This is a genomic window from Pseudomonas sp. Irchel 3H9 (assembly GCF_900187495.1).
Taxonomy (GTDB): Bacteria; Pseudomonadota; Gammaproteobacteria; order Pseudomonadales; family Pseudomonadaceae; genus Aquipseudomonas; species Aquipseudomonas sivasensis.
The window spans coordinates 617,308-639,920 of sequence record NZ_FYDK01000004.1 but is presented as its reverse complement, the minus strand read 5'-3'; the positions used below and the strand labels follow the sequence as shown (position 1 = coordinate 639,920).

Genomic DNA, 22,613 nt, shown 5'->3' with positions numbered 1-22,613 from the left:
AAAGACAAAAACGGTAGTCGTCCTTCTCCTCCATCCCTCCCAGAATGGGTGAAAACACAAAAGCAGCACTGCTTGGGAGATTGGCATGTCAACAGAAGCTGAACACACCGTGGGACAGGATTGGCAAGAGGACGTGTTCCGCGTGCTCAAGGCCCACGACGTCAAACACGTGGTCTTCGTACCGGATGCAGGCCACTCGGCGGCGATCCGTATGTCGTATGCAGACCCGGACATCAAGGCTGTTGTCCTCACCACCGAGGAAGAAGGCATCGGCTATCTCGCCGGCGCATGGCTTGGCGGCGAACGCGGTGCCCTCCTGATGCAGTCCAGCGGAGTCGGTAACTGCATCAACACTCTGGCACTTCAAGTCTGTGCCGGCTTCCCGCTGTTGATGGTGGTCACCATGCGCGGCGACTGGGCCGAATTCAACGCGTGGCAGAACCCGATGGGCCAGGCCACAGAAGCCTCCCTGAACCTGATGAAAGTGATGACCTGGCGCGCGGACGTCCCGGAAGACGTCGCCCCGCTGCTGCACGGTGCCGCGACCATGGCCTTCAACGGTGATTCGTCCACTGCCCTGCTGCTCGGCCAGCGCCTGATTGGAGAAAAGAAATGGGTCAAGTAAGCGCAAACCACACTCTGTGCCGCCGCGAAGTGGTCAAGGCCTTACTGGCCGACCGCAAAGACGTGCTGGTCGTGACGGGGCTGGGCTCTGCGTCCTATGACGTGATGGCAGCCGGTGACAACGATCTGAATTATTACCTCTGGGCCGCCATGGGCAGCGCAATCACTGTGGGCCTGGGCCTGGCGAATGCGCAGCCAAACAAATCGGTGGTGGTGGTCACCGGTGACGGCGAGTTGCTCATGGGGTTCGGCGCACTGGCCACGGTGGCACTGCAGAAGCCTGCCAACCTGACCATCGCTGTGCTGGATAACGGTCACTTTGGTGAAACCGGCATGCAAGTCAGCCACGCCGGTTTTGGTATTTCCCTGAATCAGGTCGCAAAGACTTGCGGCTTCAGCTGGACCGATGAAATCCGTGACATGGAAGGCGTACATAACTTGCGCGAGCGCTTTGCAACTCGCGATGGCGTCAAGCTTGCGACGATCAAAATCAAGGCGGAAAACCCGCCACGGGTGCTGCCACCACGTGATGGTCACTACATCAAGAATCGCTTTCGTGCCGCCCTGGGTTTCAACCCGATCTGATTGCCTTTTGCCCGGTCCCGGTCACGCAGGGCAGGTGCTGTGCGTGACGCGTGGAGGAGAATAATAATGACTGATCACAACTCTGAAGAACTCAATGCCATCCGCGAGGGCGTACGCGCTCTGTGCGCTGAATTCGATGCGGCTTACTGGCGCAAAATCGACGAAGAAAAAGGCTTTCCGGAAACCTTCGTCAAGGCACTGACCGACGCAGGTTGGCTGGCAGCGATGATCCCTGTCGAATATGGTGGCTCCGGCCTCGGGTTGGCTGAGGCCTCGGTAATCCTGGAAGAAGTGAACCGCTGCGGCGGTAATTCCGGCACCGTGCACGGCCAGATGTACAACATGTTCACCCTGCTACGACACGGCAGCGAGGCGCAGAAAAGCTACTACCTGCCGAAACTGGCCAGCGGCGAATTGCGCCTGCAATCGATGGGCGTCACTGAACCCACCACTGGCACCGACACCACCAAGATCAAGACCACAGCGATCAAACGCGGTGACAAGTACGTGATCAACGGACAGAAGGTGTGGATCTCGCGGGTCCAGCACTCCGACCTGATGATCTTGCTGGCGCGTACCACGCCGTTGGCCGACGTGAAGAAAAAATCCGAGGGCATGTCGATCTTCCTCGTCGATCTACGGGAGGCCATCGGCAACGGCATGACCGTGCAGCCGATCGCCAACATGGTCAATCACGAAACCAACGAACTGTTCTTCGACAACCTGGAAATTCCTGCCGATAGCCTCATCGGCGAGGAAGGCAAAGGTTTCCGCTACATCCTGGACGGACTGAACGCCGAGCGCACACTGATCGCAGCCGAATGCATTGGTGACGGCCGCTGGTTTATCGAAAAAGCCAGCGCCTATGCGCGTGATCGCGTCGTGTTCGGACGCCCTATCGGGCAGAACCAGGGCGTTCAGTTCCCCATCGCTGAAGCACACATTGAAATCGAAGCGGCTGACCTGATGCGCTGGCGTGCTTGCGAGGAATACGACAGCGGTATCAACGCCGGGGCCAGTGCCAATATGGCCAAGTACCTGGCGGCGAAAGCCTCTTGGGAAGCCGCCAATGCGTGCTTGCAGACTCACGGCGGTTTTGGCTTTGCCTGCGAGTACGACGTCGAGCGCAAATTCCGTGAAACCCGTCTGTATCAGGTGGCGCCCATCTCCACCAACCTGATCCTGTCGTACGTTGCCGAACACCTGCTTGAACTGCCGCGCTCCTTTTAAAGGATCAGCGTAAAACCCAGCGCGTCGGCTCGAACAGGCGCGACTGGGGAGCCATGACAAAAGAGATAATAATCATGAGCCAATCCAAAGGCGTCCGTCCGCTCGATGGCATTACCGTCGTCAGCCTTGAACATGCCATTGCAGCTCCCTTCTGCACCCGACAATTGGCCGATCTTGGCGCGCGCGTGATCAAGGTCGAACGCCCAGGCACGGGTGACTTCGCCAGAGGGTACGACCAACGCGTCAACGGTCTCGCCTCGCACTTTGTCTGGACCAATCGTTCGAAAGAAAGCCTGACCCTCGATCTGAAACAAGATTCGGCCACCGAGGTGCTGGACAGCTTGCTGGCCACTGCCGATGTCCTGGTGCAGAACCTGGCGCCGGGTGCCGCAGCACGAATGGGACTTTCATTTGAGGCTTTGCATCAGCGGTTTCCGCGCCTGATCGTTTGTGACATTTCAGGCTACGGCGCAGGCGGCCCGTATGAAAAGAAAAAAGCCTATGACCTGTTGATCCAAAGCGAAGGCGGTTTCCTGTCGGTCACCGGCGGACCAGGTGAGGAAGAAATGGCCAAGGCAGGTTGCTCGATTGCTGACATCGCGGCCGGCATGTACGCCTACACCGGAATTCTGTCTGCCTTGCTGTTGCGTGGACGCACTGGCGAAGGTAGCCACCTTGATGTGTCCATGCTGGAAAGCCTGGTCGAGTGGATGAACTACCCGATGTACTACGCCTACAACGGCTCTCCCCCTCCCCCTCGCGCCGGCGCCGCGCACGCCACGATTTACCCCTATGGCCCCTTCCCTATCGGTGACGGCACCACAGTCATGCTGGGGTTGCAGAACGAACGAGAGTGGCGGCTGTTTTGCGACAAGGTACTGCTTACCCCTGAACTGGCGAAAGATGAACGCTTCTCTGCCAACTTCAAGCGCGTCGAAAACCGCCAGGCGCTGCGGGCACTCATCGTTGAATCGTTCTCCACACTCAATTTCGATGCCGTGTTTGATCGATTGGAGCATGCGCAAATTGCTAATGCTCGGGTCAATGACATGCAAGGTGTTTGGGACCATCCGCAACTTCAGGCGCGTGATCGCTGGCGGGAAGTCGAAACCTCCGCCGGTACCGTCCCGAGCTTGATACCTCCCGGCAGCAACAGCGCGTTCGAGCCACGTATGGATGCCGTACCGGGTCTCGGTCAGCACACCGAACAGGTGCTCAGGGAACTGGGGCTGGATACAGACCGTATTGAACTAATGCGCGCAGCCGGGGCGATTTAGCCTTCATCTGAAAACAAAAAACCTGCCTGCAACGATCAAAGTTTTTCGAGAGAACACTGCCCAATGAAAATACTGGTAGCTGTGAAACGAGTGGTCGACTACAACGTCAAGGTCCGCGTCAAGGCGGACAATTCCGGCGTAGACCTCGCCAACGTCAAGATGTCGATAAACCCGTTCTGCGAAATCGCAGTGGAAGAAGCCGTACGCCTGAAAGAGAAAGGTGTTGCGACTGAAATCATCGTCGTCTCCATCGGCCCGACCACCGCTCAAGAGCAACTGCGCACCGCGCTGGCTCTGGGTGCCGATCGCGCCATCCTAGTCGAATCCGCCGAAGATCTGACTTCCCTGGCTGTTGCCAAACTGTTGAAAGCTGTTGTCGACAAGGAACAGCCACAGCTGGTGATCCTTGGCAAACAAGCCATCGACAGCGACAACAACCAGACTGGCCAGATGCTCGCTGCATTGAGCGGCTACGGTCAGGGCACGTTCGCTTCGAAAGTCGAAATCAGCGGCGGCAACGTTGCTGTCACCCGCGAAATCGACGGCGGCGCACAGACGGTTTCCCTGAAACTGCCAGCCATCGTCACCACCGACCTGCGTTTGAACGAGCCGCGCTACGCGTCCCTGCCAAACATCATGAAAGCCAAGAAGAAGCCTCTCGAAGTGCTGACTCCGGACGCTTTGGGCGTTTCCACCGCCTCCACCAACAAGACCGTAAAAGTCGAAGCGCCTGCTGCACGCAGCGCGGGTATCAAGGTCAAGTCGGTGGCGGAACTGGTCGAGAAACTGAAAAACGAAGCGAAGGTACTTTGAGTTAAGGAGCCTGAAATGACTATCTTGGTTATTGCTGAACACGACAATAAAGTGCTGGCTCCGGCCACGCTGAACACCGTGGCTGCTGCTGCAAGAATCGGCGGTGACATCCACGTTCTGGTTGCAGGCCAGGACGCTGGCGCCGTGGCTGAAGCCGCTGCGAAAATCGCTGGCGTGAGCAAAGTCCTGAACGCTGACAATGCCGCTTACGCGCATCAGCTGCCGGAAAACGTTGCTTCGCTGGTAGCCGAGCTGGGCGCTGGTTACAGCCACATCCTGGCTGCCGCCACTTCCAACGGCAAAAACATCCTGCCGCGCGTTGCCGCCCAGCTGGACGTTGACCAGATTTCCGAGATCATCTCGGTCGAAAGCGCAGACACTTTCAAGCGTCCGATCTACGCCGGTAACGCCATCGCTACCGTGCAATCGACCGCTTCGATCAAGGTGATAACTGTGCGTGCCACCGGTTTCGACCCGGTTGCTGCTGAAGGTGGTTCGGCTGCCGTTGAAGCCGTCTCCGCTGCCCACGACGCTGGCATCTCCAGCTTTGTTGGCGAAGAACTGGCCAAGTCCGATCGTCCGGAACTGACCGCTGCCAAGATCGTCGTTTCCGGCGGCCGCGGCATGCAGAACGGCGACAACTTCAAACACCTGTACGCCCTGGCCGACAAGCTGGGCGCTGCCGTGGGTGCTTCGCGCGCCGCGGTCGACGCAGGTTTTGTTCCGAACGACATGCAGGTCGGTCAGACCGGCAAGATCGTTGCTCCACAGCTGTACATCGCCGTCGGTATCTCCGGCGCGATCCAGCACCTGGCCGGCATGAAAGACTCCAAAGTGATCGTTGCGATCAACAAGGACGAAGAAGCGCCGATCTTCCAGGTGGCCGATTACGGCCTGGTGGCGGATCTTTTTGAAGCGATTCCAGAAATGGCCACCCTGGCCTGATCACTGACCAATTGGAGCAAAGAATATGAGCATCAGTTCCGATTTTTCCGCCTGGATTGGACGACGTCAGGAAAGCCAGGACCGGATCAGTTTCACTCTGGTCAGACGCATTGCCGCGACATTGGGCGAGTCGGCACCACAACCCGGTGAGCCGCTGCCGCCCCTGTGGCACTGGGCATTTTTTCAGGAGCCGGTGGGTGCCAGCGAACTGGGGCCGGACGGCCATCCAGCGCTTGGGGGATTTTTGCCGCCGGCCCATAACCGCAATCGCATGTGGGCGGGAAGCCGAATTGAGTTTTTCCAGCCATTAAAAGTGGGTGCTGAAGTGACCTGTGTATCGACCATCCTCAACGTCGAGGAGAAGCACGGTCGCACGGGTTCCTTATTGTTCGTCACAGTACGCCATGAGTTTTTCCAGGACGGCAAACGCGCCCTTCAAGACGATCAGGACATTGTTTACCGTGAACCTTCCCCGCCCAAACTGAACGGTACAGAAAAGCTACCTGAAGGCCAATGGCAGGAACGGATAGAGCCCACTCCAACCCTGCTGTTTCGTTATTCCGCAGTGACCTTCAATGGTCATCGTATTCACTATGACTGGCCGTATGTGACAGAGAACGAAGGCTATCCGGGGCTGGTGGTACATGGTCCATTGATCGCTACGTTGAGTTTGCGTGCCTTTACCAAAGCGCATCCAACTGCGCGCCTTGAGCGTTTCGCATTCCGCGGAGTACGACCTCTGATTTCGCCTAAGCCTTTCGAGGTGGGCGGACGTCTAATCGAAAACGGCAAGGCACAGGTCTGGGCTGGCAATCAGGACGGCACAGCACAGATTGGAGAGATCGAGTTCAGCAATGGAGCAACGCCATGAGCGAATCAATTGTTCGCTCCGCCCTGTTTGTGCCGGCCACTCGACCAGAGCGCATCTCAAAAGCTATTGCCACCGGAGCGGATCGAGTCATCGTTGACTTGGAAGATGCCGTGCAAGAAAACCTCAAGGAGCAGGCGAGGGATAATCTCGACGCGTTCCTGAGCGAAGCTCCGGATGCACGGATTCTGGTCCGAGTGAATGCCCCGGATCACTGGGCGCATGTTGCGGATCTGGATCTTTGCCGACGCCACGCCGGCGTTATCGGAATTCTGCTGCCCAAAGCAGAAAGCGCGAAACAGGTCACCACAGCTGCCGGTACCGAAAAACCGATTTGGCCAATCATCGAGAGCGCGAAGGGCTTGTCAGCACTCAACGAAATTGCCGGCACTCAAGGCGTTGAGCGGTTGTCGTTCGGTAGTCTGGATCTGGGTCTGGACCTGAACCTGTCTACTGGCAGCCCTGCCGCTGAAGAAATCCTTAGCCATGCGCGCTACGCCGTTTTGCTTGCAACCCGGGTTGCCGCGCTCGCTCCAGCGTTGGATGGGGTATTTCCGTCGATCCAGGACACCGCAGGGCTGCTACGTGCTGTTCGTTTTGCACGCGACATGGGCTTTGGTGGCGCGTTGTGTATCCATCCAACCCAAGTCGCGATCATTCATCAGGCGCTGAAACCAAGCCAGGAAGAATTGCACTGGGCGCAACGCATTATCGAAGCCGCTCGTTCAGGTGAAGGCGTTTTCGTGCTGGATGGACAAATGGTCGATGCGCCGGTCATTGGTCGCGCACAATCCATTTTGGCTCGCGCGATCTGATTCAAAACCGGCGCTGTTGCTTAAAAGCTATGCATCCATTCCCATCCTACAGGACGGTGTCATGACTAACGTTTCCGGCCTTAGACCCGTGGCATCGATCATCACTGCGCGGGACGCCGCACATGCTCTGGAACTGGCCAATGACAGTGAATTCGGGCTCGCCTCGACCATCTACACGAGCAATGTCGAACTTGCCCAGAAGCTGGCCGGCGAACTGAAAACCGGAGGCGTATTCATCAATGGCTATTGCGCAACCGATCCACGCGTCACTTTCGGCGGCGTAAAGAAAAGCGGTTTTGGCCGTGAACTGTCGCATTTCGGTGTGCGCGAGCTCTGTAATGCACAGACCGTCTGGCTGGACCGTCACTAACAACAAGCGAGTCGCCAAGCCCCGCGAGACCTCTCGCTTCACCCTAATGAGGAGCTTTTGATGCGTGCCTTCCCTGCAATCCTGGGCGTTACCCTGACTGTGACCTTAAGTAGTACTGCCCTCATGGCTGCCGAACCCACCGGCACGCTTAAGAAAATCAAGACCTCGGGGACCATTACCCTGGGTCACCGAGACTCGTCCATTCCGTTCTCTTATATTGCCGACGGATCCGGTCAGCCGGTGGGCTACTCCCATGACATTCAATTAAAGATTGTCGAGGCTATCAAGCAAGAACTCGGTATGCCCAAGCTGAACGTACAGTACAACCTGGTGACATCACAGACGCGTATCCCACTGGTGCAAAACGGCACTGTGGACCTGGAGTACGGCTCCACAACCAATACCGCCGAGAGAGCTCGGCAGGTCGACTTCTCGGTCGGCATTTTTGAAGCCAGCACCCGCCTGTTGGTCAGGAAGGATTCGGTTTACAAGGACTTTCAAGATCTCAACGGCAAGAACGTAGTGACTACTGCTGGCAGCACTGCCGAGCGGATGCTCAAGGTCATGAATGCCGAGAAAAAGATGAACATGAACGTAATCTCTGCCAAAGACATTGGCGAGTCTTACCAAATGCTCGAGTCCGGCCGCGCCATTGCGTTTATGCAGGACGACGCATTGCTCGCGGGCGAGATGGCCAAGGCGAAGAAACCGGAAGATTGGGTGGTGACTGGCACCCCGCAATCCAACGAAATCTATGGTTGCACAATGCGTCGGGGTGATCCGGATCTCAAAAAAGTCGTGGATGACTCGATCAAGTCACTTTTTGTCTCGGGTGAAATCAACGCCATCTACGATAAATGGTTTACTCAGCCCATCCCTCCCAAAGGCTTGAATCTCAAATTCCCCATGAGCGCAGAGCTCAAAACAATCATCGCCCAACCCAACGACCAACCGGCGCCGGAAAAGGCTCTTTAACGGCCGTCGCGTCGTTGAGTGCGAAGACGGTCATCGAATGACGGCAGCCGACTGCAAGGCTGCTGCCCGATCGTCTCTATGAGAGCGCATCGAGCTATCAACGACCGAGCTCAGATAGTGCGTTTGCTTTCATGGACATCTCGAAGTGCATGCCACGCCAAGTAGAAGACACCCGTGCGTCCGCAGAACAAGCCGACCGTAAACCCTGATGCGGCACCAGCAAGGGCGAGCATTCCCACAGTGGCCGAGAATTCTGGATGTACGGCAGCTTGATAACCGATGAAGTATTTCACGGCAAAAAAGAGAAGCGAGATACCAAGAACTTTCCATGTCCCAGGAACGATCAGGTGCTTGCCCTCCTCGTCCAAAGTCAGTCCGCGTCGAGGAAATAGTGCAAATGCGACTAAGCCACCTAAAAGCATTCCCGTGACCCAACTGCCCACGGTCAACTCAACGCGGTCCGCGTAGCTGAGAGAAAGGAGTGACCAGACCACCAAAACAACCGGTGTGATGATCAGCGACCGCTGACTTTCACGACTGGTTTTCCTGGCACTCAAACCGTAGTAGCAGACCAAGAGAAATGCGCCGTAAACCCACAGTGGCGTGCCTTCCAGAGCATCGAGCATTGTTCAGCTTCCTTGCCAAAGTTTATTGCCGGATGCTGGCACAGCCTCAGATACGTTGCCACTTATTTGAAACAAGACGAGCCCCCTCAAAAAGCGATATTCCGGCCCCTTCCCCACCTCTATTACGTCAGCACTCCTCCCCCGCGCCCATCGGCAACCAGCGGGAGGCATGAGTGTTGACGAATACAGGTGAACAACCCGCCACCTTGGAGGCGACCATAAACGCAGCATTGAAGATTTGCCATGAGCGTTTCGACGCTAAGTTGCCTCCAGAGGTCAGCGACGCGAATCCGGAACAGGAGGGGCTTGAACATTCTGCGGAACAGTTGGTGTGCGGCATGGACATCAAGTGGAAGCGTCGCCACGGCCAACCGCAGGTGGTGACGTTTGATCGGTATTGCACTTAACTGCAGGGCATCCTGAATCAGCGCCAGATCGACGGCCTGGACGAGCGTGATTCGTTCACTCGACTTTTCTTTCCTCGATCCTTGGCAGTCAGGCGGATTCACGCGGCCACGCTGCGGAACTGATGGGCGAACAGCGTCCCATCGAAGCCGCGGAACGAATCGCCATGGATTTGCTCAGGCCCTACGCCTTTAACGCGGTTGCAGCAGAACGGGAAGAGCTCGAAGACGACGTGGATGGCAACCTATGAGCGCTCACATCCTTATCGACGACGCGCTCGAAATCCTCAAGCACGCTGCAAGCACTCAGGAAGAGGCGGTAATTGTTCAGCGGATGATCACTCAGTTCCTCGTTGATCAGTCGCTAACTCTCAAAGAATTCGACCACTACTGCGCACGCCTCGCCCTACTTGGTGCACCGTAAACCAGATCGGCTGAAACGGAAGCAAGCACAGACAAAGGACCACTGGACGAAGGTTGAGGAGCGGTATTTGACGCGAGCATTCAAGGAGGCCAGGGAGGCGGCGAACTGCTACGCGGGATGGAAGGAAGAGGAAATGCCGGGCTTTCACGAAGTGCGAGCGCTGTCGCTGCACCTGTACAAGAAAGCCGGAAAGGATGGGCAAAAGATCGCTGGCCATGCGAGCGAGGGCATGACCAAAAACTACCAGCGGGACCATGAGGAAATCATCTGGTCAGAGGCGATTCCGGACCTGAATATCAGCGAAATCACTGGGTAGTTTTGCGCCAGTTTTGCGCAGGCACAAAAAAGCCGATCTATCTGATCGGCTCAAGTGTCTGATATTACTCAGGAATAATGGTCGGGACGGAGTGATTCGAACACTCGACCCCTAGCACCCCATGCTAGTGCGCTACCGGACTGCGCTACGCCCCGACTAGGCGTTTTACTGGGTTCGCTTCTGAACGAAGCGATCAGGAATATACCGCAAGCTTTTGAAATGTGGAAGTATTTTAAAAGCCTGTATTACTTCTTCAAAACCACCAGCACATCTTCGAGTTCGGAGATCATCTGGCGAATCATTTGCTTGTATTGGGTGGTATCGTCTTTGGCCTCATCACCGGACATGCGCTGGCGAGCGCCGCTGATGGTGAACCCCTGGTCGTACAGCAACGCGCGGATCTGTCGGATCATCAGCACATCCTGGCGCTGATAATACCGACGGTTCCCAGTGCGTTTGACGGGGTTAAGTTGAGGAAACTCCTGCTCCCAGTAGCGCAACACATGCGGTTTTACCGCACAGAGCTCGCTGACTTCACCAATGGTGAAGTAGCGTTTGCCTGGGATGACGGGTAGCTCGTCGTTATGACTTGGTTCCAGCATAAGCCTCAACTCGGGCCTTCAACTTCTGCCCTGGACGAAAGGTGACCACACGGCGAGCCGTGATCGGGATTTCTTCTCCCGTTTTTGGATTGCGGCCAGGCCGCTGGCGTTTGTCACGCAGGTCAAAGTTGCCGAAACCGGACAACTTGACCTGTTCGTTGTCTTCCAGAGCGTGTCTGATTTCTTCAAAAAACAGCTCGACCAATTCCTTGGCCTCGCGCTTGTTCAGACCCAACTCTTCGTACAGACGTTCCGCCATCTCAGCTTTCGTCAAAGCCCCCATACGTCACTTCCTTAACGTGGCGTTCAACCTTTGTTCGAGCGAGGTGAGGATATTTTGTGTCGTGGTATTCACCTCATCGTCATTAAGAGTGCGCGATGGATGCTGCCAGGTCAAGCCAACTGCAAGGCTTTTTCTATGCGGATCAATGCCTTTACCTTGATAGACGTCAAATAGCCTGAGGTCTGTCAGCCATTCCCCTGCATTTTCACGGATAACATCCAAAACGGCAGTGGCGGCAACTTCACGGTCAGCGATCAGTGCCAGGTCGCGGCGCACTTCTGGGAAGCGCGACAGCTCGCTGAATTTAGGCATCTTGCCCGAGGCGACTTCAGCCAGGACCAACTCGAAAACGAATACTGGACGGTCGAGACCGAGGGTTTTCGACAATTCTGGGTGGATAGCACCGACGAAGCCTACCAAGCGACCTTCACGTTCAACACGTGCAGTCTGCCCTGGATGCAGCGCCGGGTGGCTGCCAGGAACGAAGGTGAACGCATCCAATGCACCAGCAAAGCCAAGGACGGCTTCCACGTCAGCCTTGACGTCGAAGAAGTCCACAGCATCGCGGCCCTGCGCCCAGCCCTCCGGCAAGCGACTGCCGCAGACAACACCGGCCAGCATCGGCTCTTGCTTCAAACCGTCCAACTGACCAACGAAACGCAGACCACTTTCAAACATGCGCACGCGGTCTTGCTGGCGGTTCAAGTTGTGGGAAAGGGCCTTCACCAGACCAGGCCATAGAGACGAGCGCATCGCGGCCATGTCGTTGGAGATCGGGTTGGCCAGCAACAGGGGCTGGACACCAGGGTTGAACAGTTCGAACTGTCTCGGATCGATGAAGCTGTAGGTCACCGCTTCCTGGTAACCACGGGCAACCAGCAGACGACGCAACTCTGGCAAGTGCGCACGCGCCTCGGCCTTGGGTTGCGGTGCCAGGCGCGCTTGCGGATAACGAACCGGCAGGCGGTTGTAACCGTACAGACGAGCCAACTCTTCGATTAGATCGACTTCCAGGCTGATATCGAAGCGATGGCTTGGCACTTCAACATGCCACTGCCCTTCCCCGCCCGCAGAGATGTTCAACCCGAGGGCCGACAACAGTTGCTCGATTTCAGTCGGTGCGATGACCAGGCCAAGCATTTGCTCAACGCTCTTGGCGCGCAGGGTGATCGGCGCAACGCACGGCAGATGCTGTTCGCTGACAATCTCAGTGATCGGGCCGGCTTCGCCACCGGTGATTTCCAGCAGCAGGCCAGTGGCGCGCTCCATGGCTTCACGGGCGAGCTTCCAGTCTACGCCACGCTCGTAACGGTGCGACGCATCGGTGTGCAGGCCGTAGGAGCGGGCCTTGCCAGCGATGGCGATTTGATCAAAAAACGCGCTTTCAAGGAAGACATCGCGAGTGGTCGCGGAAACACCGCTGTGCTCGCCACCCATTACGCCGGCGATCGCAAGAGCGCGGGAATGGTCAGCGATCACCAGGGTGTCGGCGCGCAGGCTGACTTCCTGGCCGTCGAGCAGAACCAGCTTCTCGCCTTCTTCAGCCATGCGTACGCGGATGCCGCCATTGATTTCGGCGAGATCGAAGGCGTGCAGCGGCTGGCCCAGTTCAAGCATCACGTAGTTGGTGATGTCGACGGCAGCGTCGATGCTGCGTACGTCGGCGCGGCGCAGGCGCTCAACCATCCACAGCGGAGTTGGCTTGGACAGGTCGACGTTGCGAATTACGCGGCCCAGGTAACGTGGGCAGGCAGCTGGCGCCAGCACCTCAATCGGACGCACTTCATCGTGTACCGCAGGCACGGCGGCAACTACTGGACGGGTAACCGGGGCGTTGTACAGCGCGCCCACTTCACGGGCCAGCCCAGCCAGGGACAGGCAGTCGCCACGGTTTGGGGTCAGGTCGACCTCGATGCTGGCGTCTTCCAGTTCCAGGTAGACACGAATGTCATGGCCAACAGGCGCGTCCGCCGGCAGCTCCATCAAGCCGTCGTTACCTTCGCCTACCTGCAGCTCTGCCTGGGAGCACAGCATACCGTTGGACTCAACGCCGCGCAGCTTAGCCTTCTTGATCTTGAAGTCGCCTGGCAGTTCGGCACCGATCATGGCAAACGGAATCTTCAGACCCGGACGCACGTTTGGCGCTCCACACACAACCTGGAAAGTTTCCGCCCCGTTGCTGACCTGGCACACACGCAGTTTGTCTGCATCAGGGTGCTGCTCGGTGCTCAGCACCTCGCCCACAACCACGCCACTGAAAACACCGGCGGCCGGCGTTACGCTATCGACCTCAAGACCGGCCATCGACAGACGAGCAACCAGCGCGTCGCGATCTACCTGCGGGCTTACCCAGCCGCGCAGCCATTGTTCACTGAATTTCATCCTGCTCTCCTAAAGATTCGTTACGACTAGCGAAATTGCGCGAGGAACCGCAAGTCGTTGTCGAAGAACAGACGCAAGTCGTTCACGCCGTAACGCAGCATGGCCAGACGCTCAACGCCCATGCCGAAGGCAAAGCCCGAGAACTCTTCCGGATCGATCCCGGACATGCGCAGCACGTTGGGGTGAACCATGCCGCAGCCCATCACTTCCAGCCAACCAGTCTGCTTGCAGACTCGGCAGCCTTTACCGCTGCACATCACGCATTCCATGTCGACTTCAGCGGAAGGCTCGGTGAACGGGAAGAACGATGGACGGAAACGTACCGCCAGCTCTTTCTCGAAGAACACTCGCAGGAACTCTTCGATGGTGCCTTTGAGGTCGGCGAAGTTGATATCGCGATCAACCAGCAGGCCTTCGACCTGATGGAACATCGGCGAGTGGGTGATATCGGAGTCGCTACGATAAACGCGACCTGGGCAGACGATGCGGATCGGCGGTTTGTTCGCTTCCATGGTGCGGACCTGTACCGGTGAGGTATGGGTGCGCAACAGCATGTTCGCGTTGAAATAGAAGGTGTCGTGCATCGACCTGGCCGGGTGATGGCCTGGGATGTTGAGCGCCTCAAAGTTGTGATAGTCGTCTTCGACCTCAGGGCCTTCGGCAATGCCATAGCCTATATGGGTGAAGAACTGCTCGATACGTTCCAGAGTCCGGGTGATCGGATGTAGACCACCCGAGGCCTGGCCACGGCCAGGCAAAGTTACATCAATAGACTCGGCGGCGAGTTTGGCCGCAAGATCGGCCTCCTCCATCGACGCCTTGCGCGCATTGAGAACCTCTGTGACGCGCTCCTTGGCAACGTTAATCAGCGCGCCGACTTGCGGGCGCTCTTCGGCTGGCAAATTCCCCAGGGTCTTCATCACCTGAGTCAATTCACCCTTTTTGCCAAGGTAGTGAACCCGGATTTGCTCCAGGGCATTGATATCTTCAGCGCTTTGCACAGCCTCAAGAGCTTGAGCGACGAGCGCGTCCAGGTTTTCCATGTACAGACTCCAGATACAAAATAGGGGAAGAGCTTGAAGGCTCTTCCCCTATTTATGACGTTTACCACCTTGGGCTACAGGAGCAGCCCAAGGTGACTGTCGGGGGTACTTAAGCCAAGGAGGCTTTAGCTTTCTCGACAATCGCAGCAAACACCGCTTTTTCGTTCACGGCCAGTTCAGCCAGAACCTTACGGTCGATTTCGATGGACGCTTTTTTCAGGCCAGCGATGAAACGGCTGTAGGACAGACCGTTAACACGCGCACCGGCGTTGATACGAGCGATCCACAGAGCGCGGAACTGACGTTTTTTCTGACGACGGTCACGGTAGGCGTATTGGCCTGCCTTGATTACCGCTTGTTTGGCAACACGGAATACGCGTGAACGCGCGCCGTAGTAGCCTTTAGCAAGTTTCAGAATTTTTTTGTGACGCTTACGGGCCATGACGCCACGCTTTACACGAGCCATGAGTTACTTCCTCTATTCTTGATCCAAAATTAACGAAGGCGCAGCATGCGCTCGACTTTTGCCACGTCAGACGGATGCAGCAAGCTGCTACCGCGCAGTTGACGCTTACGCTTGGTCGACATTTTGGTCAGGATGTGGCTCTTGAAAGCGTGCTTATGCTTGATACCGTTAGCAGTTTTCAGAAACCGCTTAGCAGCACCACTTTTAGTCTTCATCTTTGGCATGTTCGGATACTCCGCATTCAGTTGATAAACATAATCAGAAGGCCTGCCGTGCCCTGTTGATTACTTCTTCTTTTTCGGGGCGATGACCATGATCAGTTGGCGTCCTTCCATCTTAGGATGCTGTTCGACCGAACCGTACTCAAGCAAGTCAGCTTCAACCCGCTTGAGGAGTTCCATCCCCAGCTCCTGGTGGGCCATCTCACGGCCGCGGAATCGCAAGGATACCTTGGCCCTGTCCCCATCACTCAGGAAACGTACCAGGTTGCGCAGTTTTACCTGGTAATCCCCTTCCTCCGTCCCTGGACGAAACTTGATTTCTTTTACTTGAATCTGCTTTTGGTTCTTCTTCGCCGCGGCAACCTGCTTCTTCTTTTCGAAGATCGACTTGCCGTAGTCCATCACCCGACAAACAGGTGGGATTGCATCGGCGGAGATTTCCACCAAGTCCAGCTTGGACTCTTCTGCAATACGAAGCGCTTCATCAATCGAGACGATGCCAATCTGCTCGCCGTCAGCGCCAATTAACCGAACCTCGCGTGCCGAGATATTCTCGTTGATCGGGGCTTTCGGTGCAGCTCGTTTATCTTGTCTCATTTCACGCTTAATAATAATTACTCCGAATCTGGGCGACCACGCCGGGAAACCGCTTGCGCGAGGAACTCAGCGAACTGGGCGACGGGCATAGAGCCCAGGTCAGCACCTTCACGAGTACGCACAGCGACAGTCTGCATCTCGACTTCCCGATCTCCAATAACCAAAAGATAGGGGACCTTGAGCAAAGTATGCTCGCGGATTTTAAAGCCGATCTTTTCATTTCTCAAGTCGGACTTGGCACGAAATCCGCTTTCGTTGAGAGTTTTTTCAACTTCAGCGGCAAATTCTGCCTGTTTATCAGTGATATTCATGATCACTGCCTGGGTCGGAGCCAGCCACGCGGGGAATGCACCCTCGTAGTGCTCGATCAGGATCCCGACGAACCGTTCGAACGAGCCGAGGATCGCCCGGTGCAGCATAACCGGGTGCTTACGACTGTTGTCTTCGGAGACGTATTCGGCTCCCAGACGGATCGGCAGGTTAAAATCGAGCTGCAGGGTACCACACTGCCAGACGCGGCCAAGGCAATCTTTCAGCGAGAACTCGATCTTCGGACCGTAAAACGCGCCCTCCCCCGGCTGCAGGTCGTACGCAAGCCCCGCACTATCAAGCGCTGCGGCCAGTGCCGCTTCGGCGCGATCCCACAGCTCGTCGGAACCGACACGCTTTTCCGGACGAGTGGACAGCTTCATCTCGACGTCGGTGAAACCGAAATCGCGATAAACGTCCATGGTCAGCTTGATAAACGCAGCGGATTCAGCCTGCATCTGCTCTTCTGTGCAGAAGATGTGGGCGTCGTCTTGAGTGAAGCCGCGCACGCGCATGATGCCGTGCAGCGCACCCGACGGCTCGTTACGGTGGCAAGCACCGAACTCGGCCAGGCGCATCGGCAACTCGCGGTAGCTCTTCAAGCCCTGGTTGAACACCTGCACGTGGCATGGGCAGTTCATTGGCTTAATGGCGTAGTCGCGATTTTCCGACTGGGTGGTGAACATATTGTCGGCGTAGTTGGCCCAGTGCCCGGATTTCTCCCATAGGCTGCGATCAACGACCTGCGGGGTCTTGATCTCCAGGTAACCGTTATCACGCTGCACCTTGCGCATGTACTGCTCAAGCACCTGATACAGGGTCCAGCCGTTCGGATGCCAGAACACCATACCCGGCGCTTCTTCCTGGAGGTGGAACAGATTCAGGCGCTTGCCGATCTTACGGTGATCGCGCTTTTCAGCTTCTTCGATGCGCTGGACATAGGCGGCCAGCTGCTTCTTGTCAGCCCAGGCAGTGCCATAGATACGTTGCAACTGCTCATTCTTAGCATCGCCGCGCCAGTAGGCGCCGGACAGCTTGGTCAGCTTGAATGACTTGAGGAAGCGTGTGTTCGGCACGTGTGGACCACGGCACATGTCGACGTATTCTTCGTGGTAGTACAGGCCCATGGCCTGCTCGTCCGGCATGTCTTCCACCAAACGCAGCTTGTAGTCCTCACCACGGGAAGTGAACACTTCGATCACTTCGGCGCGCGGGGTGACTTTCTTGATGACGTCGTAATCTTTCTCGATCAGCGCGTGCATGCGCTGCTCAATGGCAGCCATGTCGTCCGGAGTGAAAGGACGTTCGTAGGCGATGTCGTAATAGAAGCCTTCTTCGATAACCGGACCGATTACCATCTTCGCGGTTGGGTACAACTGCTTGACCGCATGGCCAATCAAGTGCGCGCAAGAGTGGCGAATGATCTCCAGCCCCTCTTGATCCTTGGGCGTGATGATTTGCAGACTGGCGTCAGAGGTGATCAGGTCACTGGCATCAACCAGTTTGCCGTCGACCTTGCCGGCCACAGTAGCCTTTGCCAGACCGGCACCAATGGATGCGGCGACCTCGGATACGGATACAGCATGATCGAATGAACGTTGACTGCCATCGGGAAGAGTAATAGTTGGCATGGCGCCTCCTCTCCTAGTGGTGACCCCTACCAAAGGTCACGTGGGTTGGGATGAGCCAGTACAAGATCCAATACCAGGCCGTTCAGTGATGAACGCCTGCCTTACAGCGGCAGGAGCCTTTCGGCCAACCGATAATCGAACCAGAGTGACTGGAGTGAACAAAAAGAACATGGCAAGGCGGCAAATGGCGCGCCCGGGAATAGCCAGGGGAGCGATGCTAGCACAGATGAACGGTCATCGCGCCGGCGCCAGGCCAGGTAACTACTAATTCCAGCCTTTATAGCTGCAAAACGGAACTTGAGCTGTACGCACTACCTCAAACCCACTGAGAATCGCTGTTTGTCCTCGACCCAAAGGAGCATCCCATGATGCGTTTTACTTCTACCCTCGCTCTCGCCGCTACCCTGAGCCTCCTTTCCATCGGCGCGCAGGCTGCTGCGCCCTCCAATTGGCCGGCCGGTGCCCGTGACAGTTTCATCAACGACTGCAGCGCGGCCGCCAGCCAGAACGTTGACGTCAAAACGGCCAAAGCCCACTGCGAATGTGGCGCCGACAAGATCAACGCCGAATTGAGCAGTTCCGAAATCAAGGAATTGATGACCAATCCGAACGCCAGCGCACCACTTAAAAACAAAGCGGTGGCTGCAATTTCATCCTGCAAAGTCGTGAAGAAAAAGTAAGATCGGCGCCAGATCAGACGGCCGCTCTGCTGGAAAAATCGCCCGAAAACTGCCATTTCTCACAAATTACGCAGCTTTTACGGCTTTTTTTAACAGCTGATATTTCGCGCCAAAGCCCCGTAGACCGGGGCTTTCAGCCGACCTAAGCACTAAATGCAACGCTATTGATTGGCAAACAATGCCTTGGGGGGGCTCCCAAGCCGAACATTTCGACTATGATAGCCCGGTGTGCCCAGTTGGCCTGAGCAGCACAGCACTACTGAAAATATATGTTTCTTGGAGATACACCATGTCTAATCGCCAAACCGGCACCGTTAAATGGTTCAACGATGAAAAAGGCTTCGGCTTCATCACTCCTCAAGGTGGCGGTGACGACCTGTTCGTACACTTCAAAGCTATCGAAAGCGACGGTTTCAAAAGCCTGAAAGAAGGCCAAACCGTTTCCTTCGTGGCTGAGAAAGGCCAAAAGGGTATGCAAGCTGCACAGGTTCGCGGCGAGTAATTCTCCGCTGAGCTAAAAAAACCCCGTCCATGTGGCGGGGTTTTTTATGGGCGCTGCAAAAGCAGCGATCAGCCGCAATTGACGCGAGTGATCACCAAGTTGTCGTCAGCGTTTAGGTTCAAGCGGTCGGAGCGGTATTCCAAAGTGATCATATCGTTGGGCTTGAGGATGCGAGCATTCTGCGCACCGGCACGGGCCCGGGCTTGCTCCAGCAACTGAGGCGAAGCTTTCTGGCCGATTGTGAACTCGGCAGCCTTTGACTCACAGCGGCTATGACCTGCATCGGTCACTGCGGCGTCTTTGGCTGGCTCAGAGGTACCCGGGGTGCTGCAACCCGCCAACGCGAGTGCTGCCAACAAAGTACCGAATGATGCGAGCTTCCAAGGCATGAAGCCTCCTATTGAAAAAATGAACAGAGATCGTGCGACAACCGTCTTGCAGATTGGTTTCAAGACGTAAATCGCCGTCGGGCAAGTCTGCCTGACTATCAGCAGTCATTCGCCCGATCAATCGTGACCAGATATGAACATAATCAGTAGATGTCGATGTAGTCAAAAGGTGGCTTGGGCCAGTTTTGCTTCAGCGCGTTGAAAACCTGTGTGACCCAGACCTCGTCGCTGGCAGCGACATTTCCGACGTAACCGGAGCCCTTTGCCCAGGTCTCAAGACGAAACAACAGGCCATCTATGTCAGTGCCCCCGACTACCCCAGATGATAGGTAGGCGATACCGGCCTTGGTCACACGCAGTTGAGTATGTTCGTCATCACTGGCACTGGCGATCAATTGGCGCACGGCGGCCAGGGTGAGATTCTCGGGGTCATTCAAATCGATCTGCACGCGGTATTCCCCGGCAATTAAACAGGAGCACAGTGTCGCACAGCACTTGCTTCATGCCTAAGTAGCAGTGCCAAACGCCGCGCAAAATGCTTAACTGCGTCCGGTAAAACCGCGCCCCAGCGCATTACCCAGTATTTCAGCTCGTGAGACCTCCATGACCACCGTAACGCTCCAAGCCGACATCAAAGCCAAGTGGCCCCAAGGACAAAGCTCCTACAGCCCCGGAAGCCCAGAGGAACTGGCAATCATCGGTATAGACCTGCTGGTCAAGGAACTCGGCACTCAGGCGGCACAAGCCTTCATTGGCCAGGTATTCGAGAAATACCCGGCCGATCACATGGGAGCACACAACCCCGAGCGCGAATAAGAACCGGCCGACGAACGTCGACCGGCAATCGGTTTACTTCAGCCGCGCAAGGCGCTCAGTCAGCAGATCGAAGAAGCCCTGAGCGTCGCCGTTCTCAACCCAGAACGCATTCTTTGGTTGTTTCAGACCGTCGTACCAATCGACGATGGTCTGCCCGAATGTCGGGCCTTCACGGCTGTCCACCACCACATTGACCTCGCGACCACTGAACAGCGAAGGCTTGAGCAGGTACGCAACAACGGTGGCGTCATGTACCGGGCCGCCCGGGATGCCATAGTGTTCCATATCGCCTTTGACGTATTCGTTGAGAATATCGCCGACGACCTTGCTGGCGTTGTTCTTGAGGTCGGCAATCTTTTTCAGACGCGCCTCACTGGTCAGTACCTTGTGGGTCACATCCAGCGGCAGGTAAGTCAGCTTGACGCCACTCTTGAGCACGATCTCTGCAGCAATCGGATCGGCGAACAGGTTGAACTCGGCAACCGGCGTGATATTGCCTCCATTGAAGTGCGCGCCGCCCATCACCACCACTTCTTTGATGCCCTGGGTGATTTCCGGATCCTGAGTCAGTGCCAGCGCCAGGTTGGTCTGCGGACCCAGCATGGCGATAGTGATGCTGTGAGGCTTGGCAGCACGAAGGGTCTTGATCAGGTAATCAACGGCATTGCCTTCGGCCAGGCCCTTTTTAGGCTCATGCACGGTGACGCCGGAAACGCCCTCCTTGCCATGGATGTTTTCGGCATAGATCGGTTTGCGCAGCATCGGCGCTGGTGCACCGGCGTAGACCGGAATGTCCTCACGCCCCGCCCACTCGCGGGCCAGGCGCGCGTTACGCGAGGTCTTGTCCAGGCGCACGTTACCGGCGACGGTGGTCAGCGCACGGATGTTCAATTCGTCCGGGGAAGCCATGGCGAAGAGCAAGGCCACTACATCGTCGGCACCTGGATCAGTGTCGATGATGAGGTCGATTTTTTCCGCCGCGTGGGCGCTTGCAGCAGTGAGCGCGGACAAAAGCAGGACACTCCGAAACAGATTTCTCAGGATTGGAAGACCACGTTGCATAAAACACTCCTTGTCGTTGGGGAACTCTAGAACGTTACGCCGGACACCAGCGCAATATTGCAGTAAGGCTGGCATTCGCCGGTGCGCACAACCGCGCGCGCCTGGCGACTCAGTTGCTTGAACGCTTCATGACTGAGCAGACGTCGCTCGCCGAGGGCGGCCTGTTCACTCAGCACGTTCAACTGCGCCAGCGCAGGTGGCTGCTTGAGCAGGATTTCTTCCGCCAGCACGTGGCTTTCCACCTGCATCTCACTGAGCACGATACGCAAAGTGCTGATGAAATCAGGAATACCTTTTGTAAGCGCCAGGTCGATCAACTCGACGCCGGGCGGCACCGGCAAACCAGCATCGCCGATCACCAGAATGTCGCCATGGCCCAGGGAAGCTATCAGCCGCGACAGAGCGATATTGAGCAGAGGGGTCTTTTTCATAAAGGTACAAAACCTTGAACGTCATGCAGCGTAGGAATGGAAGGTTGCGCACCCGCACGTGTGACTGACAATGCCGCAGCGACCTGACCAAAACGTATGGCCTCGGCTTCGCTTTTACCGCTGGCAAGGGCCGCCGCAAAACCACCGACAAAGGTATCGCCAGCAGCCGTGGTATCCAACGCCTTGACCTTGGGCGCCACCAAGTGCTCAAAGCCACTGCCATCCGCAAACAATGCACCTTGGGCGCCCAGAGTGATGATGACTTTGCCGGCACCGGCTTTAATCAGTTGCGTGGCAGCCACTTTGGCACTGTCCAGAGAGTCGACTGTCACACCGCTCAATGCGGTGGCCTCGCTTTCGTTGGGAATCAGATAATCGACCGAGGCATACCACTCGGCGGGCAACGGCGCGCTGGCCGGCGCCGGGTTGAGGATCACGGTCTTGCCCAGTTCACGACCGCGCTTGAGCGCAAAGGCCACGGTAGCCATCGGCACTTCCAGCTGGCAGATGATCACATCGGCGGCCTGCAGCACCGCATCAGACGCCTGCAGTGACGCGGGCGTCAGCTCGCCGTTGCTGCCGGCAACAATCACAATCGCATTCTGGCTGCTGTCATCCACCACGATCAACGCCACGCCACTGGAACCGTCCACGGTACTGACGGCCTGGCAATCGATACCTTCCACCAGCAATGCGTCACGCAACTCAGTGCCGTAGGCATCGGTGCCGACACAGCCAATCATCGCCACACTCGCACCCAGTCGCGCCGATGCAACGGCCTGGTTGGCACCCTTGCCGCCCGGCACCGTGGAAAAAGTTTGGCCAATCAGGGTCTCACCGGCACGGGGCAGCCGGCTGGCGCGGGTGACCAGATCCATGTTCAAGCTGCCTACTACCACTACTTTTGCTGGCATACATCAGTACTCA

Annotated in this window: 28 protein-coding genes, 1 tRNA gene and 2 pseudogenes; 16 read left to right on the top strand and 15 right to left on the bottom strand. The window is 56.7% G+C overall.

Annotated features, from left to right (window positions below; genetic code table 11):
• Nucleotides 1-85: 85 nt before the first annotated feature.
• The 10 genes and pseudogenes from CKW32_RS18205 (at nucleotide 86) to CKW32_RS18160 (ending at nucleotide 8,502) form a co-directional block, all read left to right on the top strand.
• Nucleotides 86-625: a thiamine pyrophosphate-binding protein gene (locus tag CKW32_RS18205; protein ID WP_003442221.1), complete on the top strand. Its 540-nt coding sequence runs from the start codon at nucleotides 86-88 to the stop codon at nucleotides 623-625.
• Nucleotides 613-1,209, top strand: coding sequence for a thiamine pyrophosphate-dependent enzyme (locus CKW32_RS18200; RefSeq protein ID WP_032886955.1), 597 nt, complete (start codon nucleotides 613-615; stop codon nucleotides 1,207-1,209). The genes CKW32_RS18205 and CKW32_RS18200 overlap by 13 nt, the downstream gene beginning before the upstream one ends.
• Nucleotides 1,210-1,275: 66 nt before the next feature.
• Entirely contained in the window at nucleotides 1,276-2,439 is a 1,164-nt protein-coding gene (locus CKW32_RS18195) for an acyl-CoA dehydrogenase family protein (RefSeq protein ID WP_095185589.1), read from the top strand.
• A gap of 74 nt (nucleotides 2,440-2,513) precedes the next feature.
• Nucleotides 2,514-3,716 (top strand): CaiB/BaiF CoA-transferase family protein, encoded by a 1,203-nt coding sequence (locus tag CKW32_RS18190; RefSeq protein WP_163033175.1) that lies wholly within the window; start codon nucleotides 2,514-2,516, stop codon nucleotides 3,714-3,716.
• 63 nt (nucleotides 3,717-3,779) lie between these two features.
• Nucleotides 3,780-4,529, top strand: a complete 750-nt coding sequence (locus CKW32_RS18185) for an electron transfer flavoprotein subunit beta/FixA family protein (RefSeq protein WP_095185587.1) — start codon at nucleotides 3,780-3,782, stop codon at nucleotides 4,527-4,529.
• Between the two features lie 15 nt (nucleotides 4,530-4,544).
• Complete coding sequence (locus CKW32_RS18180; RefSeq protein ID WP_095185586.1) at nucleotides 4,545-5,474, top strand: electron transfer flavoprotein subunit alpha/FixB family protein; 930 nt, start codon at nucleotides 4,545-4,547, stop codon at nucleotides 5,472-5,474.
• A 25-nt stretch (nucleotides 5,475-5,499) separates the two neighbouring features.
• Nucleotides 5,500-6,345 carry a MaoC family dehydratase N-terminal domain-containing protein gene (locus CKW32_RS18175; RefSeq protein ID WP_095185585.1) on the top strand — a complete coding sequence of 282 codons (846 nt, stop codon included), beginning with the start codon at nucleotides 5,500-5,502 and terminating at the stop codon, nucleotides 6,343-6,345.
• Nucleotides 6,342-7,157 (top strand): CoA ester lyase, encoded by an 816-nt coding sequence (locus tag CKW32_RS18170; RefSeq protein WP_032886966.1) that lies wholly within the window; start codon nucleotides 6,342-6,344, stop codon nucleotides 7,155-7,157. The genes CKW32_RS18175 and CKW32_RS18170 overlap by 4 nt, the downstream gene beginning before the upstream one ends.
• An 85-nt stretch (nucleotides 7,158-7,242) precedes the next feature.
• Nucleotides 7,243-7,527, top strand: a pseudogene (locus CKW32_RS18165) (aldehyde dehydrogenase family protein); the annotation flags it as partial.
• Between the two features lie 60 nt (nucleotides 7,528-7,587).
• Nucleotides 7,588-8,502: a transporter substrate-binding domain-containing protein gene (locus tag CKW32_RS18160; protein WP_095185584.1), complete on the top strand. Its 915-nt coding sequence runs from the start codon at nucleotides 7,588-7,590 to the stop codon at nucleotides 8,500-8,502.
• Nucleotides 8,503-8,612: 110 nt separating this feature from the next.
• On the opposite strand, the gene CKW32_RS18155 is transcribed toward CKW32_RS18160, so the two are convergent.
• Nucleotides 8,613-9,128 carry a hypothetical protein gene (locus CKW32_RS18155; protein WP_095185583.1) on the bottom strand — a complete coding sequence of 172 codons (516 nt, stop codon included), beginning with the start codon at nucleotides 9,126-9,128 and terminating at the stop codon, nucleotides 8,613-8,615.
• Nucleotides 9,129-9,301: 173 nt separating this feature from the next.
• Between CKW32_RS18155 and CKW32_RS28640 the strand changes: the two genes are divergently transcribed.
• The 3 genes and pseudogenes from CKW32_RS28640 to CKW32_RS18140 all read left to right on the top strand — a co-directional run.
• Nucleotides 9,302-9,535 (top strand): hypothetical protein, encoded by a 234-nt coding sequence (locus tag CKW32_RS28640; RefSeq protein ID WP_256585345.1) that lies wholly within the window; start codon nucleotides 9,302-9,304, stop codon nucleotides 9,533-9,535.
• Nucleotides 9,536-9,779: 244 nt separating this feature from the next.
• On the top strand, nucleotides 9,780-9,956 hold the full coding sequence (locus tag CKW32_RS28325; protein ID WP_095185582.1) for a hypothetical protein: 177 nt from the start codon (nucleotides 9,780-9,782) through the stop codon (nucleotides 9,954-9,956).
• A pseudogene (locus tag CKW32_RS18140) lies at nucleotides 9,931-10,272 on the top strand (integrase); the annotation flags it as partial. The gene CKW32_RS28325 and the pseudogene CKW32_RS18140, both read left to right, overlap by 26 nt.
• 78 nt (nucleotides 10,273-10,350) lie before the next feature.
• Here CKW32_RS18140 and CKW32_RS18135 read toward each other — a convergent pair.
• The 9 genes from CKW32_RS18135 to thrS all read right to left on the bottom strand — a co-directional run bounded on the left by CKW32_RS18135 (nucleotide 10,351) and on the right by thrS (nucleotide 17,806).
• A tRNA-Pro gene (locus CKW32_RS18135) sits at nucleotides 10,351-10,427 on the bottom strand.
• A gap of 90 nt (nucleotides 10,428-10,517) precedes the next feature.
• On the bottom strand, nucleotides 10,518-10,874 hold the full coding sequence (locus CKW32_RS18130; protein ID WP_003219935.1) for a MerR family transcriptional regulator: 357 nt from the start codon (nucleotides 10,872-10,874) through the stop codon (nucleotides 10,518-10,520).
• A complete protein-coding gene (gene ihfA, locus CKW32_RS18125) occupies nucleotides 10,855-11,157 on the bottom strand; it encodes an integration host factor subunit alpha (RefSeq protein WP_002553164.1) in 303 nt (100 codons plus the stop codon). The genes CKW32_RS18130 and ihfA overlap by 20 nt, the downstream gene beginning before the upstream one ends.
• 3 nt (nucleotides 11,158-11,160) lie before the next feature.
• The gene (pheT, locus tag CKW32_RS18120; RefSeq protein ID WP_095185581.1) at nucleotides 11,161-13,539 is read right to left on the bottom strand and encodes a phenylalanine--tRNA ligase subunit beta; all 2,379 of its coding nucleotides are present in this window, start codon (nucleotides 13,537-13,539) and stop codon (nucleotides 11,161-11,163) included.
• Between the two features lie 26 nt (nucleotides 13,540-13,565).
• Nucleotides 13,566-14,582: a phenylalanine--tRNA ligase subunit alpha gene (gene pheS, locus CKW32_RS18115; RefSeq protein WP_032886973.1), complete on the bottom strand. Its 1,017-nt coding sequence runs from the start codon at nucleotides 14,580-14,582 to the stop codon at nucleotides 13,566-13,568.
• 109 nt (nucleotides 14,583-14,691) lie between these two features.
• A complete protein-coding gene (gene rplT, locus CKW32_RS18110) occupies nucleotides 14,692-15,048 on the bottom strand; it encodes a 50S ribosomal protein L20 (RefSeq protein WP_003192488.1) in 357 nt (118 codons plus the stop codon).
• Nucleotides 15,049-15,077: 29 nt separating this feature from the next.
• A complete protein-coding gene (rpmI, locus tag CKW32_RS18105; protein WP_002553160.1) occupies nucleotides 15,078-15,272 on the bottom strand; it encodes a 50S ribosomal protein L35 in 195 nt (64 codons plus the stop codon).
• 60 nt (nucleotides 15,273-15,332) lie between these two features.
• Nucleotides 15,333-15,884, bottom strand: a complete 552-nt coding sequence (infC, locus tag CKW32_RS18100) for a translation initiation factor IF-3 (protein ID WP_015884933.1) — start codon at nucleotides 15,882-15,884, stop codon at nucleotides 15,333-15,335.
• Entirely contained in the window at nucleotides 15,884-17,806 is a 1,923-nt protein-coding gene (gene thrS / locus CKW32_RS18095) for a threonine--tRNA ligase (protein ID WP_095185580.1), read from the bottom strand. Before thrS ends, infC begins: the two co-directional genes overlap by 1 nt.
• Nucleotides 17,807-18,171: 365 nt before the next feature.
• Between thrS and CKW32_RS18090 the strand changes: the two genes are divergently transcribed.
• Both CKW32_RS18090 and CKW32_RS18085 read left to right on the top strand, forming a co-directional pair.
• Nucleotides 18,172-18,486, top strand: coding sequence for a hypothetical protein (locus CKW32_RS18090; protein ID WP_081797709.1), 315 nt, complete (start codon nucleotides 18,172-18,174; stop codon nucleotides 18,484-18,486).
• Between the two features lie 289 nt (nucleotides 18,487-18,775).
• On the top strand, nucleotides 18,776-18,988 hold the full coding sequence (locus tag CKW32_RS18085) for a cold-shock protein (RefSeq protein ID WP_003234260.1): 213 nt from the start codon (nucleotides 18,776-18,778) through the stop codon (nucleotides 18,986-18,988).
• A 68-nt stretch (nucleotides 18,989-19,056) separates the two neighbouring features.
• On the opposite strand, the gene CKW32_RS18080 is transcribed toward CKW32_RS18085, so the two are convergent.
• Entirely contained in the window at nucleotides 19,057-19,377 is a 321-nt protein-coding gene (locus CKW32_RS18080; protein WP_032886976.1) for an I78 family peptidase inhibitor, read from the bottom strand.
• A 143-nt stretch (nucleotides 19,378-19,520) separates the two neighbouring features.
• Complete coding sequence (locus CKW32_RS18075; RefSeq protein WP_032886977.1) at nucleotides 19,521-19,826, bottom strand: hypothetical protein; 306 nt, start codon at nucleotides 19,824-19,826, stop codon at nucleotides 19,521-19,523.
• A gap of 154 nt (nucleotides 19,827-19,980) precedes the next feature.
• Here CKW32_RS18075 and CKW32_RS18070 point away from each other — a divergent pair, with 154 nt between their 5' ends.
• Nucleotides 19,981-20,193: a hypothetical protein gene (locus CKW32_RS18070; protein WP_032886978.1), complete on the top strand. Its 213-nt coding sequence runs from the start codon at nucleotides 19,981-19,983 to the stop codon at nucleotides 20,191-20,193.
• A gap of 33 nt (nucleotides 20,194-20,226) precedes the next feature.
• Here CKW32_RS18070 and CKW32_RS18065 read toward each other — a convergent pair whose 3' ends face one another.
• Genes CKW32_RS18065 through rbsK form a run of 3 tightly spaced genes read right to left on the bottom strand, consistent with a single transcriptional unit; the run spans nucleotide 20,227 to nucleotide 22,600 of the window.
• Nucleotides 20,227-21,255 carry a nucleoside hydrolase gene (locus tag CKW32_RS18065; protein ID WP_095185579.1) on the bottom strand — a complete coding sequence of 343 codons (1,029 nt, stop codon included), beginning with the start codon at nucleotides 21,253-21,255 and terminating at the stop codon, nucleotides 20,227-20,229.
• Between the two features lie 26 nt (nucleotides 21,256-21,281).
• Nucleotides 21,282-21,686, bottom strand: coding sequence for a D-ribose pyranase (gene rbsD, locus CKW32_RS18060; protein WP_032886981.1), 405 nt, complete (start codon nucleotides 21,684-21,686; stop codon nucleotides 21,282-21,284).
• On the bottom strand, nucleotides 21,683-22,600 hold the full coding sequence (gene rbsK / locus CKW32_RS18055; protein WP_095185578.1) for a ribokinase: 918 nt from the start codon (nucleotides 22,598-22,600) through the stop codon (nucleotides 21,683-21,685). The genes rbsD and rbsK overlap by 4 nt, the downstream gene beginning before the upstream one ends.
• Between the last annotated feature and the right edge of the window lie 13 nt (nucleotides 22,601-22,613).

What these genes read in the sequence shown, in the direction of transcription:
- rpmI (WP_002553160.1), bottom strand. Translation starts at nt 15,272, where the DNA reads ATGCCAAAGATGAAGACTAAAAGTGGTGCTGCTAAGCGGTTTCTGAAA.
- CKW32_RS18180 (WP_095185586.1), top strand. Translation starts at nt 4,545, where the DNA reads ATGACTATCTTGGTTATTGCTGAACACGACAATAAAGTGCTGGCTCCG.
- CKW32_RS18130 (WP_003219935.1), bottom strand. Translation starts at nt 10,874, where the DNA reads ATGCTGGAACCAAGTCATAACGACGAGCTACCCGTCATCCCAGGCAAA.
- CKW32_RS18170 (WP_032886966.1), top strand. Translation starts at nt 6,342, where the DNA reads ATGAGCGAATCAATTGTTCGCTCCGCCCTGTTTGTGCCGGCCACTCGA.
- CKW32_RS18190 (WP_163033175.1), top strand. Translation starts at nt 2,514, where the DNA reads ATGAGCCAATCCAAAGGCGTCCGTCCGCTCGATGGCATTACCGTCGTC.
- CKW32_RS18160 (WP_095185584.1), top strand. Translation starts at nt 7,588, where the DNA reads ATGCGTGCCTTCCCTGCAATCCTGGGCGTTACCCTGACTGTGACCTTA.
- pheT (WP_095185581.1), bottom strand. Translation starts at nt 13,539, where the DNA reads ATGAAATTCAGTGAACAATGGCTGCGCGGCTGGGTAAGCCCGCAGGTA.
- thrS (WP_095185580.1), bottom strand. Translation starts at nt 17,806, where the DNA reads ATGCCAACTATTACTCTTCCCGATGGCAGTCAACGTTCATTCGATCAT.
- rplT (WP_003192488.1), bottom strand. Translation starts at nt 15,048, where the DNA reads ATGGCTCGTGTAAAGCGTGGCGTCATGGCCCGTAAGCGTCACAAAAAA.
- CKW32_RS18085 (WP_003234260.1), top strand. Translation starts at nt 18,776, where the DNA reads ATGTCTAATCGCCAAACCGGCACCGTTAAATGGTTCAACGATGAAAAA.
- CKW32_RS18185 (WP_095185587.1), top strand. Translation starts at nt 3,780, where the DNA reads ATGAAAATACTGGTAGCTGTGAAACGAGTGGTCGACTACAACGTCAAG.
- rbsK (WP_095185578.1), bottom strand. Translation starts at nt 22,600, where the DNA reads ATGCCAGCAAAAGTAGTGGTAGTAGGCAGCTTGAACATGGATCTGGTC.
- CKW32_RS18090 (WP_081797709.1), top strand. Translation starts at nt 18,172, where the DNA reads ATGATGCGTTTTACTTCTACCCTCGCTCTCGCCGCTACCCTGAGCCTC.
- CKW32_RS18195 (WP_095185589.1), top strand. Translation starts at nt 1,276, where the DNA reads ATGACTGATCACAACTCTGAAGAACTCAATGCCATCCGCGAGGGCGTA.
- CKW32_RS28325 (WP_095185582.1), top strand. Translation starts at nt 9,780, where the DNA reads ATGAGCGCTCACATCCTTATCGACGACGCGCTCGAAATCCTCAAGCAC.
- rbsD (WP_032886981.1), bottom strand. Translation starts at nt 21,686, where the DNA reads ATGAAAAAGACCCCTCTGCTCAATATCGCTCTGTCGCGGCTGATAGCT.
- CKW32_RS18175 (WP_095185585.1), top strand. Translation starts at nt 5,500, where the DNA reads ATGAGCATCAGTTCCGATTTTTCCGCCTGGATTGGACGACGTCAGGAA.
- ihfA (WP_002553164.1), bottom strand. Translation starts at nt 11,157, where the DNA reads ATGGGGGCTTTGACGAAAGCTGAGATGGCGGAACGTCTGTACGAAGAG.
- pheS (WP_032886973.1), bottom strand. Translation starts at nt 14,582, where the DNA reads ATGGAAAACCTGGACGCGCTCGTCGCTCAAGCTCTTGAGGCTGTGCAA.
- CKW32_RS18205 (WP_003442221.1), top strand. Translation starts at nt 86, where the DNA reads ATGTCAACAGAAGCTGAACACACCGTGGGACAGGATTGGCAAGAGGAC.
- CKW32_RS18155 (WP_095185583.1), bottom strand. Translation starts at nt 9,128, where the DNA reads ATGCTCGATGCTCTGGAAGGCACGCCACTGTGGGTTTACGGCGCATTT.
- CKW32_RS18200 (WP_032886955.1), top strand. Translation starts at nt 613, where the DNA reads ATGGGTCAAGTAAGCGCAAACCACACTCTGTGCCGCCGCGAAGTGGTC.
- CKW32_RS18065 (WP_095185579.1), bottom strand. Translation starts at nt 21,255, where the DNA reads ATGCAACGTGGTCTTCCAATCCTGAGAAATCTGTTTCGGAGTGTCCTG.
- CKW32_RS18070 (WP_032886978.1), top strand. Translation starts at nt 19,981, where the DNA reads ATGACCACCGTAACGCTCCAAGCCGACATCAAAGCCAAGTGGCCCCAA.
- CKW32_RS18080 (WP_032886976.1), bottom strand. Translation starts at nt 19,377, where the DNA reads ATGCCTTGGAAGCTCGCATCATTCGGTACTTTGTTGGCAGCACTCGCG.